Source organism: Pseudomonas sp. E1MeOHC2 (genome assembly GCF_058745025.1).
Genome location: NZ_CP196675.1, coordinates 925,293 through 937,670 on the forward strand (window position 1 = coordinate 925,293; position 12,378 = coordinate 937,670).

General features: G+C 65.3%; 1 protein-coding gene. It reads right to left on the reverse strand.

Going from position 1 to position 12,378, the window contains the following annotated elements; all coding sequences use genetic code 11:
* Positions 1 to 5 precede the first annotated feature (5 nt).
* Positions 6 to 12,377, reverse strand: coding sequence for a non-ribosomal peptide synthase/polyketide synthase (locus tag ACSSU5_RS04075; protein WP_492560654.1), 12,372 nt, complete (start codon positions 12,375 to 12,377; stop codon positions 6 to 8).
* Position 12,378: the final 1 nt, after the last annotated feature.

The window sequence follows — 12,378 nt, forward strand, 5'->3', positions numbered from 1 at the left end:
GCATCTCAAATTGCCTCAAGCTCATTCATGAAGTCCTGGAGCTCATCCAGGTCTTCGTCACTATTCGTATTCAGTTCACTGATCATGGCCGCGTAGGCCTGCAGGTTTTCAGCCTGGAACAGCAAGGCCAGCGGCAGGTTCATGCCCAGCTCGATCTGCAGACGGGCCAGCACCTGGGTTGCCAACAGCGAATGGCCGCCCAGCTCGAAGAAGTTGTCGTGCAACCCCACCTTCTCCAGCTTCAACACCTCGGCCCAGACCGCTGCGATTTGCTGTTCAAGCTCACTGCGCGGGGCGAGGTAATCGCCCTGCAGCAGGCGTGCATCCGGTTGCGGCAAGGCCTTGCGGTCGAGCTTGCCGTTGACGGTCAGCGGCAAGGTAGCCAGCAGCAGCAGGTGCGCGGGCACCATGTAATCCGGTAAATCGGCCTTGAGCGCAGCTCGCAAGGTTTCGCGCAACACGGCCTGGGCCTCGACGCTGGCCAGGACCGCGACGTCGGCAGGCACCACATACCCCACCAGTTGCTGGCCACTCGGCCCGTCCTGGGCCAGGACCGCGACCTGACGCACAGCCTGCTGGTTCAGCAGGCAGGCTTCGATCTCGCCCAGTTCGATGCGGAAGCCGCGAATCTTCACCTGATGGTCAATGCGGCCCATGTACTCGATCACCCCGTCGGTGCGGTAGCGGGCCAGGTCGCCCGAGCGGTACAGGCGGCCGCCGTGTGCACCAAACGGGTTGGGCACAAAGCGCTCGGCGGTCAGCCCTGCACGGCCGTGGTAGCCACGGGCCAGGCCGGCCTCACCGATCACCAGCTCGCCATGCCCTCCGGGTACCGCAAGGTTCAGTACGGCATCGAGCAAGTACCAGCTAAGGTCGGGGATGACCTCGCCAATAGGGCTGGTCGCACCCTTGTGCAAGTCTTCGAGGGTGATCGGCCGGTAAGTGACATGCACCGTGGTTTCAGTGATGCCGTACATGTTGATCAACCGTGGCTGGCTGTCGCCAAACACCTCGAACCAGGGTTTGAGGCTGGCAACTTCCAACGCCTCGCCGCCAAACACCACGTGCCGTAGCGCCAGCCCCTGCCCTGCCGTTGCCCGCTCGCAGGCAATGGGCATCAGCTGTTTGAAAGCCGAAGGCGTCTGGTTGAGCACGGTCACTTGCTCGCGTGCCAGCAAGGCATGGAATGCGTCGAAGTCGCGAGCCACGTCCTTGGCCACGATCACCGCCTTGGCGCCATACACCAACGCCCCGAACAGTTCCCACACCGAGAAATCGAATGCATAGGAGTGGAACACCGTCCACACGTCGCTTGCGTCAAAGGCAAACCAATCGTGGGTTGCTGCAAACAACCGCACCACGTTGCCGTGCGGCAGCAAGGTGCCCTTGGGCTTGCCGGTGGACCCGGAGGTGTAGATCACGTAGGCCAGGTTGTCCGGCGTCAACACGATCGCCGGGTTGGCATCGCTGTAGCCGGCAAACGGGTCCGCAACGATATCCAGGCACTGCACCCCAACAGGTACCGGCAGGGCGTCGGCCAGATGCGCCTGGGTCAGCAACAGCTCGATACCACTGTCTTCGAACATGTAAGCCAGACGCTCGCTCGGGTAACCCGGGTCCAGCGGTACATAAGCGCCGCCGGCCTTGAGGATGCCCAGCAGCCCAATCACCATCTCCAGGCCACGCTCCATGGCAATACCCACCAGCACATCAGGGCCAACGCCAAGCTCGCGCAGCTTGTGTGCCAGCCGGTTGGCACGGCGGTTGAGCTCGCCATAGCTCATCGTCAGCTCACCGAAGGCCAGGGCCGGCGCGTTCGGTGCACGTTGCACCTGGGCCTCGATCAGGTGGTGGATGGCGCGATGATCCGGGTACTGCGCGTGGCGGGGGTTCCAGCCTTGCACAATCTGCTGTTGCTCATCCGCGTCAAACAACGGCAGCTCCCCGAGCACTTGGCCTGCATCCTGGGCCATTGCTTGCAGCAGATGGCTCAGGTGGCGGGCGACCTGCTGGAGGGTTGCCGGGTTCCACCGCGCGAGGTCATGGCGGTACTGGATCGACAAGGTCTCGCCGAGGCTCACCAGCAGGGTCAGCGGGTAGTTGGTCTGCTCCTGGATACCCACATCACCGAACTGCAGCCCCCCCGGCGCGCCCTGTTTGAGTGCCTCGGACACTGGGTAGCTTTCAAACACCACCAAGGTGTCGAACAGCGCCTCGCCGCCCAGGCCGGCCCAACGCTGTACATCGTAAAGCGGCGTATGTTCGAACTCGCGCAGGGCCAGGTTGCTCGCCTGCACTTGGGCGACCCAGTCACCCACGGTCTGCTCTGCACGCGGGGCACCGACCACCGGCAGGGTGTTGATGAACAGGCCGATTTGCTCCTCGACGCCCGCAAGCTCGGCTGGGCGACCTGCAACAGTGGCACCGAAGCACACGCTGGCATGGCCGGTGTAGCGCTGCAGCAGCAGCAACCATGCAGACTGCACCAAGGTATTGACGGTAATGCGGTTGGCACGGGCAAAGGCTTCGATGCGGGCGGTCTGCTGCGCGTCAAAGTGCTGCGTCAGATCGTGCTGGCCCGTGCCGGTGCTTGCCTGCGCTTCGCAAATGGCCTGGACCAAGTGGGTAGGCGCCTGCAGGTCGGTCAGTTGTGCCTTCCAGAACGCTTCTGCCGCAACACCGTCCTGGCGCTGCAGCCAGGCGATGTAGTCACGGTAGTTGCCTGCCTGGGCCGGCAGCGCGTGGCCAGCGTAGTGTTGCAGCACCTCGCCCAGCAGGCGGGAGCTGCTCCAGCCATCCATGAGGATGTGATGGCTGGTGTAGATCAACTGGTGGCGCCCAGCGCCGGTACGCACCAGCACCAAGCGCAACAAGGGTGCCTGGTCCAGGGTAAAGCCTTGCTCACGCTCGCTTGCGGCAAGCGCCTGCAGCGCGTGGTCCAGTTCAGGCAGGCCGCGCCAGTCATGTTCGGTAAACGGCAGCGCCACGTGTTTGTGCACCACTTGCACCGCCTGGTCGAGCGTACCCTGCCAAACGAAGCCACTGCGCAGTACAGGGTGGGCATCCAGTGCCGCTTGCCAGGCCTGCCTGAAGCGCTGCACATCCAGGCCATCCACATCCACGCGCAATTGGTTGATGTAGTTACCCGCCTGCTCTTCATAAAGCGTGTGGAACAACATCCCTTGCTGCATCGGCGACAACGGGTAGATATCCGCAATCTGGGTGGCAGGCACCGGCAAACTGTCCAGCTGAGCCTGGTTGAGGCCGGCCAGCGGGAAGTCCGATGGCGTAACGCCACGGCTCTGCTCCAGGCAGCAATGGGCAACGATCTCGATCAGCGCCTGCTGGTAGTCTGTCGCCAGTCGCTCGATGGTTTCGGCGTCATGGATGGCCTGGCTGTAGCGCCACTCCAGGCGCAGTTCACCGCCGTAGACCTGGCCACTCAGGGAAAGCAGGCTGCTCAAGGCAGACGCTTCGTTCTGCTTGATGCCGTCATTTTCCTGCGCGGGCACGAACAGCCCCGACTCATCGAAGCTGCCGTCAAACTGGCCCAGATAGTTGAACACGATCTCGCCCTGCGGCAGTGCCGCCAGGGTCGCGCTTGCCTCGGCACCGCCCAGGTAGCGCAGCAGGCCATAGCCCAGGCCTTTGCTCGGCACCGCCCGCAGTTGCTCCTTGATGGCCTTGATCGCGTTCGCCACGTCAGCCTGGGGGCTGAGCTTGACCGGGTACATGCTGGTGAACCAGCCCACCGTGCGGCTCAGGTCGATGTCATCGAACAGGTCTTCACGGCCATGGCCTTCCAGGCGAACCAGGACGTCTTCACGCTGGGTCCAGCCACCGACTACCCGTGCCAACGCAGTCAGCAGCAGGTCGTTGATCTGTGTGCGATAGGCGGCGGGGGCGTCCTGCAGCAGTTGCCGCGTGGTTTCACGGTCCAGGCGCGTCGTGAACGAGGCGGCATGGCGCTGCTGATTGCTGCCCTGCGGGTGGTCACAAGGCAAGGCATCACTGGCGCCCTGCAACTGCCCTTGCCAGTAGCCCAGCTCGGCCTGCAGTTCGGCGCCTTGGGCGTAGGCTTGCAGGTGCTCTGCCCAGGCCTTGAACGAACTGGTCTTGGCCGGCAGGTTGGTGGGTTCGAAGGCTGCAAGAGCACGGTACGCCTGCTGCAGGTCTTCCAGCAGGATGCGCCAGGAAACACCATCCACTACCAGGTGATGGATCACCAGCAACAAGCGCTGGCTGCCGTCTGGCAGCGAAGCCAGCACGGCGCGCAGCAGCGGGCCCTGTTCGAGCACGAGGCTGCGCTGCGCATCGTTGGCGACCTGCTCCAGTGCCGCCACGTCCGGCAGGTGGAGCACCCACAGCAATTGAGCCGGTTCCACGTGGGCAAACTCGGCCTGGCCCGTCACCTCTGACTGCACAAAGCGCAACCTCAAGGCATCGTGATGTTCGACCAGCGCACGCAAGGCGGCGTCCACCTGGGTGGCCTGCAAGGTGGCATTCGGCTTGAGCAGCACGGACTGGTTCCAGTGATGGCGTTCGGGCACCTCGCGTTCAAAGAACCAATGCTGGATCGGGGTGAGTGGCAACGTACCCGTCACAGCGCCCTGATCGATGAGCGTGCTGCCTTCACGGCGTGCCACGGCTGCCAGAGCCTGCACCGTCTGGGCCTCGAACAGCTCTTTGGGCGTGAACTGGATGGCTTGCTGGCGCGCTCGGCTCACCACCTGCAGCGAGATGATCGAGTCGCCGCCCAGCTCGAAGAAGTTGTCGGTCAGGCCGACCTTCTCCAGCTTCAGTACATCGGCCCAGATCGCCGCGATTTGCTGTTCCAGCTCGCTTTGTGGCGCCACGTACTCGCCTTGCAGCAGGCTGGCGTCCGGTTGCGGCAGGGCCTTGCGGTCCAGCTTGCCGTTCGGCGTGACCGGCAGTTTGGCCAGCAGTAGCAAGTGCGCCGGGACCATGTAGTCCGGCAGACCGACCTTCAGGGCCTCACGCAGGCTGTCGCGCAACGCGGCCTCGTCTTGCGTACTGTCGGCTGGCACCACATAACCCACCAGCTGCTTGCCGCTTGGCCCGTCTTGGGCCAGCACCACCGCTTCCTGCACCGCTGGCAATTCCAGCAGGCGCGCTTCGATCTCGCCCAGTTCGATACGCAGCCCGCGGATCTTCACCTGGTGGTCGATACGCCCGGCGTAGTCGATGACGCCCTCGGCGTTGTAACGCGCCAGGTCGCCGGTGCGGTACAGGCGCCCGCCATTGTCGCTGAACGGGTCCGGCACAAAGCGCTCGGCAGTCAGCGCCGGGCGCTGGTGATAACCGCGCGCCAGACCTACACCGCCCAGGTACAGCTCGCCGGCACTGCCACGTACCGCCGGTTGCAGGCTGCCTTCGAGGATGTGGGTCTTGAGGTTGTCGATCGGCTGGCCGATCGGCACGCTGATGCTTTCGTCCGGGCGGCAGGTCCAGTGGGTAACGTCGATGGCCGCTTCGGTCGGGCCGTACAGGTTGTACAGGCCCGCTGCCGGCAGGCGCTGCAGGGTCTGGCGGGCCAGCTCGGCTGGCAATGCTTCACCACTGCACACCACGCGTTTGAGGCTGCGGCAGCTCTCCACCGCTTCGTGGGTCATGAACGCCTGCAGCATCGACGGCACGAAGTGCAAGGTGCTGATGGCGTACTGGTTGATGGTCTCGACCAGCAGCTGCGGGTCGCGGTGGGCGCCCGGCTGGGCCATGACCAGGCGCGCGCCGGTCATCAGCGGCCAGAAGAACTCCCACACCGACACGTCGAAGCTGAAAGGGGTTTTCTGCAGCACGCTGTCGCTGGCGTCCAGGCCGTAGGCCTTCTGCATCCACCACAGGCGGTTCACCAACGCCTGATGGCTATTGCCAGCGCCTTTCGGGCGCCCGGTGGAGCCGGAGGTATAGATCACGTAGGCGAGGTTCAGCGGGGCTACGTCGATACCTGGGTTGGCATCGCTGTAACCTTCGAGGTTTTCGCTATCCAGGTCCAGGCTGCGCAGGCCGGCCGGGATCGGCAAGGCATCACGCAGGTGCGACTGGGTCAGCAGCAAGGCGATGCCGCTGTCCTCGAACATGTAGCTCAGGCGGTCTTGCGGGTACTCCGGGTCCAGCGGCACGTAGGCACCACCGGCTTTGACGATACCCAGCAAGCCGATGACCATCTCCAGGCTACGCTCCATGGCGATGCCCACCAGCACGTCCGGGCCCACGCCCAGCTCACGCAACTTGTGCGCCAGCTGGTTGGCTTTGCCGTTGAGCGCGGCATAGCTCAGGGTCTGCTCGCCAAACACCAGTGCCGGGGCATCCGGGGTGGCGAACACCTGGGCTTCGATCAGTGAGTGAATGCTGCGCTCATCCGGATAAGCCGCTTGGGTGTCGTTCCAGCCCTCGACCATCAGTTGCTGCTCTTGCAGGCCCAGCATTGGCAGCTCGCCAACCACTGCCTCCGCGTCCGCGACCAATGCCTGCAGCACATTGGCAAAGTAAGCCGCCAAGCAGGCGATGGCCTCATCGCTCCACAGCGCACGGTCGTGGCTGTATTGCATCGACAGGGTCGCGCCCAGTTCTACTACCAACGTCAGCGGGTAGTTGGTCTGCTCCTGCACGGCCACGTCGCCAAAGCGCAGCCCGCCCGGCGCGCCTTGTTGCAGCGCCTCGGACACCGGGTAGTTCTCGAACACCAGAATGCTGTCGAACAGCGCGTCACCACCCTGCCCCGCCCAGCGCTGCACGTCATACAGCGGGGTGTGCTCGAACTCGCGCACGGCCAGGTTGCTGGCCTGCACCTGGCCGATCCACGCGGCCACGGTCTGCTCGGCACGTGGCACGCCAATCACCGGCAGGGTGTTGATGAACAGGCCGATTTGCTCTTCCACCCCGGTGAGCTCCGCCGGGCGGCCGGCCACGGTGGCGCCGAAGCAAACGCTGGCCTGACCGGTGCAGCGCTGCAACAGCAGCAGCCAGGCCGATTGCACCAGGGTGTTGACGGTGACGCGGTTAGCCCGGGCGAAGGCTTCGAGGCGTGCCGTCTGCTCGGTATCGAAGGCCAGGCGATGATCACCGTAGCCGCTGCCCGCAACCCCTGCACTGCCGGCAATGGCCTGGGCCAGGCGAGTCGGCGCGTCGAGCGCAGCCAGCTGGGCCTGCCAGAAGGCTTGGGCAACCGCCGCGTCCTGGCCTTGCAGCCAGGCGATATAGTCGCGGTAGTGCGTGGCCTGCGCCTGCGGCGCCAGGCCTGCGTAACGCTGCAGCACTTCGCCCAACAAGCGTGAGGTGCTCCAGCCATCCATCAGGATGTGGTGGTTGGTGTAGATCAGGTGATGGCGCGCCTCGCCCGTTTGCACCAGGACCAAGCGCAGCAGCGGCGCTTCGGTCAGGTCGAAACCTTGTTGGCGCTCACCTTCGGCCAGCGCCTGCAGGGCTTGCTCAAGCGCCGGCTGGCCACGCCAGTCATGCTCGCTGCACGGCAATGCCACCGACTTGCGCACCACTTGCACGGCCTGCTCCAGCTCGCCCTGCAGCACGAAACCGCTGCGCAAAATGTCATGGGCGTCAAGCGCGGCCTGCCAGGCCTGCTTGAAGCGCTGCACATCCAGCCCCTCGACATCGACCCGCAACTGGTTGATGTAGTTGCCGGCCTGTTGGTCGTACAGGGTGTGGAACAGCATGCCCTGCTGCATCGGCGACAGCGGATACACATCGGCGATCTGCGCTGCGGGCACGGGCAAGCTGTCCAACTGGCCCTGGGTGAGTGCGGCCAGCGGGAAGTCGGAAGGCGTCACGCCCTGGTGCTGCGGCTGGCAGCAGTGCTCGACCAACTCGGCCAGCGCCTGCTCGTAGGCCTGGGCCAGGTGCTGGATGGTTTCCGGGCGGTAGACGTCTTCGCTGTAGGTCCACTCCAGGAACAGCTCGCCGCCATAGACCTGGCCGGTGATGCTCAGCCAGTTGCCCAACTGCGCACCGGCGTATTGGGTACGCCCGGCGCTTTCGCCGCTCGGGCTGAACAATGCCGTGTCGTCTGTCGTGAAGCTGCTGTCGAACTGGCCCAGGTAGTTGAAGGTGACGCGTGGTTGCGCAGCAGCACTGAGCCGCTCACGCACGGGGGTATCGCCCAGGTGACGCAGCAGGCCGTAACCGATGCCTTTGTCCGGTACTGCGCGCAGCTGCTCTTTGATCGCCTTGATCGACGGGCCCATCGCCTCACCAGGGGCAAGGCGTACCGGGAATACGCTGGTGAACCAACCGACCGTGCGACTGAGGTCAAGGTCGTCGAACAGGTCTTCGCGGCCATGGCCTTCCAGTTGCACCAGTACCTCGTCCTGCGCGCTCCACTGGCTCAGGGTGCGGGCCAGCGCGGTCAGCAGCAGGTCGTTGATCTGCGTGCGGTAGGCGGCAGGGGCCTGCTTCAGTAACTGGGCGGTACGCGCGGCATCCAGCCGCGAGGCAGCGGTGCGGGCATGCTGGTTGCCCAGGCTGCCCTGTGGGTTGTCACGCGGCAGCTCTGCCGGGCTGCCTTGCAGCACCTGCAGCCAGTAGTCAGCCTGCGCTTGCAGCGCCGGGCTGCTGGCGTGAGCGACCAGGCGCTCGGCCCAGGTTTTCACGCTACAGGTCTTGGCCGGCAGGCTCACCGGCTGCCCATTCAGGCGTTGCTGATAGGCCTCTTGCAAGTCCTCCAGCAGTACCCGCCAGGACACGCCGTCCACCACCAGGTGGTGAATGACCAACAGCAAACGCTGCTGGCCATCGGCGACGTCGAACAATTCGGCACGCAGCAGCGGCCCGTGCTCAAGGTCGAGGCTGGCCTGCACCTCGCTGCCCGCGGCGTCCAGCTCGCTCAGCGCAGCGAGGCTGCGCTGACGCACCAGCGGTGCACTGTCCATAGCCTGGAAACGGGCCTGCCACTGGCCGTTCTGGCGGCTGAAGCGCAGGCGCAAGGCATCGTGCTGTTCCAGCACCGCACGCAGGGCCGTTTCCAGGTGTTCCACCTGCATGCGCTGGGCCGGTTTCAGCAGCACCGACTGGTTCCAGTGCGCTGGCTGGGCGATGTCCATCTCGAAGAAGCGCGCCTGGGCCGGCAGCAGGGCCACTTCACCGCAGGTCACGGTGTCCACGGGGGCAACAACCGGCGGCTTGGCTTCGATGCGCTTGGCGACCTGAGCCAGTTGGCCAACGGTCTGCTGCTCGAACAGTTGCTTGGGGGTGATCTTGATGCCCTGGCGCTTGGCCCGAGCGATGATCTGCAGGCTGAGGATCGAGTCGCCACCCAGCTCGAAGAAGTTATCGCTGCTGCCTACACGCTCCAGCTTGAGCACGTCGGCCCACACGGCCGCGAGTTTCTCCTCGATCTCGCCTTCGGGCGCCACGTAGCCCCGGCTTACCGCGCCCGGCGCCGGCAAGGCGCGCTTGTCGAGCTTGCCGTTGGCGGTCAGTGGCAGGCGCTCCAGCAACAGCATCTGCGCAGGCACCATGTAGTCGGGCAAGCGCGCCTGCAATTGCGCCTGCAACTGCTGCACGCTGACCCCGCCTTCGGCCACCACGTAGGCCACCAACTGCAAGCGCTCGGCATCGCCTTCCAGCGGCAATGCCAGGACCACGGCGTCGCTGACACCCGGCAGCCCGGCGAGCACTCGGCCGATTTCACCCGGCTCGACGCGATAGCCACGGATTTTCACCTGGTCATCGGCCCGCCCGACGAATTCGATCAAGCCTTCATCGCTCAATCGCGCACGGTCGCCCGTGCGGTACAGGCGGGCGCCATCGGCAGCCGGCACAAAGCGTTCGGCCGTCAGCCCCGGCTGGCCCAGGTAGCCCTGGGCAACGCCGTGCCCACCCAGATACAGCTCGCCGACCACGTGCGGCGCCAGCGGGTTGAGATAACCATCGAGTACCTCGGCGCAGGCATTGCCCAACGGCCGACCGACCGGCACCGTGCGGCAGCCGTCCAGGCGCTGGCCTGGCTCGAAGGTCAGCACGCCGACCGTGGTTTCGGTCGGGCCGTAGTGGTTGATCACCCGGCATTCAGGGCGCAATGCGCGGATTTTTTCCAGCAGGCTCCACGGGCAGGCTTCGCCACCCAGAATCAGCGCTTCGGCAGGCAGCACATCAGCGGCGCGAGCCGCTTGCAGCAGGCCTTGCAGGTGGCTTGGCACCAGCTTCACCACGCCCACCTGATGCTGCGCCATGTAGCTGGCGAAACCATCGGGGTCAAAGGCCAGTTCCTGGGACAGCAAATGCAGCAGTCGGCCCGAGGCCAGGGCACCGAACAGCACGGTGTGGCCCAGGTCGGCGGCAGTGGTGGAAACCATGGCCATGCTCGCCCCAGCCGGCAGTTGCAGGCGCTCCAGCACGGCCTGGATGTAACTGGCCAACGCTCCGTGGCTGACCACCACGCCTTTCGGCTGGCCGGTCGAACCCGAGGTATAGATCACGTAAGCCGGCTGTTCAGGGCTGACCGCGACCGCCACCGGGCTGTCACTGCAGGCCGCCCACGTGGCGGGCTCGCAGGCAACCGCCTGCACCCCGTCGAGGCCCGTAAAGCGCGTATCGCCAGGCTCATGCAGCAGCGCGGCGGCACCACTGTCGACAATCAACTGCAGCAGGCGCTCTTGCGGCTGCTGGGTGTCCAGCGGCAGGTATGCGGCTCCGGTCTTGAGCACCGCCAGCAAGGCTGTGACCCATTCGATGGAGCGCGGCAGGCACAGGGCAACGATGCTGCCAGCGCCGACACCGCGCTGACGCAGGTAGTCGGCCACGCGGTTGGACGCGGCATCCAGCCCTCCCTGGGTCATGAAGCGCTCACCGGCGCGCACGCCACCCTGGGCCTGCCCTTGGGCCATCGCCTGGCGCCACAGGGCGAGGAAGTCGCGGTGCGGGTAGGCTTCTGGCGCGGCCTGCTGCCGCCTCTCCACTTCAAGGTGCTCGACGATCGGCTGGTGCTGAGCGTGGCTCAGCACGTCCAGCACACGCCGCAGCGAATCGGCCATGCGCTGGATGGTGGCCTGCTCGAACAGGTCGGTGGCGTAGGTGAAGTAGCCCTCGATGCCATCGGGTTTGTCCGAGAAGTCGAAGGCCAGGTCGAAGCGCGCATCGCCCCCTTCGCGGGCAAAACCTTCCACTTCCAGCTCGCCCAGGCGCTTGCGCGACGGGTCGCCGGCCGCCACGTGCTGGTTGATCTTGAACTGGAACAGCGGGTTGTGGGCCAGGTTTCGCTCTGGCAGCAAGGCATCCACCAGGTGTTCGAACGGCAGCTCCTGGTGCGACTGGGCACCGCCGATCACGTCCTTGACCTGCTCAAGCAGCGCGGCGAACGTCGCGCGCTCGTCCACCTGCACACGCAGCACCTGGGTATTGATGAAGAAGCCGATCAGGCCTTCCAGCTCTTTGCGGTTACGCCCGGCATTCGGCGCGCCGATGCGAATATCCGACTGCCCGCTGTAGCGCGACAGCACCACCGCCATGGCCGCCAGCATCAGCACGAACAGCGTGTGGCCGCCTTTGCGTGCCTGGGTACGCAGTGCCTCGGCCTGCTCGGCACCGAGGTGCAGTTTGAGCACCGCACCGCGATAGCTCGGCGTGGCGGGCCGCTCGAAGTCCAGCGGCAGGCTCAGCAACGGTTGCTCGTCACCCAATTGTGCCTGCCAGTACGCCAGCTGGCGCTGGGCCTCCCCGGCCTCCAGCCAGGCACGCTGCCAGATCGCATAATCAGCGTACTGGATCGGCAGGGCCGGCAATTCGGCTTGGCGGCCTTCAGCCAACGCGGTGTACAGCTGGATGAACTCCTGCACCAGCAAGTCGCTCGACCAACCGTCGGAGATGATGTGGTGCATGCTCAGGGCCAGCACGTGGTGCTCGGCGTTCAGGCGCAGCAGCGTAACCCGCATCAACGGCCCGGCCAGCAGGTCGAACGGCTGCTTCAGCGCGGCATCGACGGCCACGCTCAAGGCGGCTTCATCGTCCTGGCACTCGACCACGTCCAACACCAGCGGGCAGGCGTCGAGCATGTCCTGATGGAACTCGCCTTCATCCGAGACGAAGCGCGTACGCAGCGACTCATGGCGGCTGACCAGCGCATCCAGGGCCTGCTGCAACACCGTCAGGTCGAGTGCGCCCTTGAGGCGCACGGCCATCGGCACGTTGTAAGCCGGGCTGTCCGGCTCCAACTGCCAGAGAAACAGCAAGCGCTGCTGGGCAAACGACAAAGGAATCCGCGCCAGGCCCTGACGCGCAGGCACGATGGGCAGCAGGCGGAAGCTCTGCCCGGTGGCCTGCATTTTCTCCAGGATCTGCTGACGCTGCTCCACAGGGAGGCCGACGAAGCGTTGGGCAATGCGTTGTGCTGGGGTGAGTTCCATG

Bases quoted from the DNA above. Each gene is read 5' to 3' on its own strand.
- ACSSU5_RS04075 (WP_492560654.1), bottom strand. From the start codon at position 12,377: ATGGAACTCACCCCAGCACAACGCATTGCCCAACGCTTCGTCGGCCTC.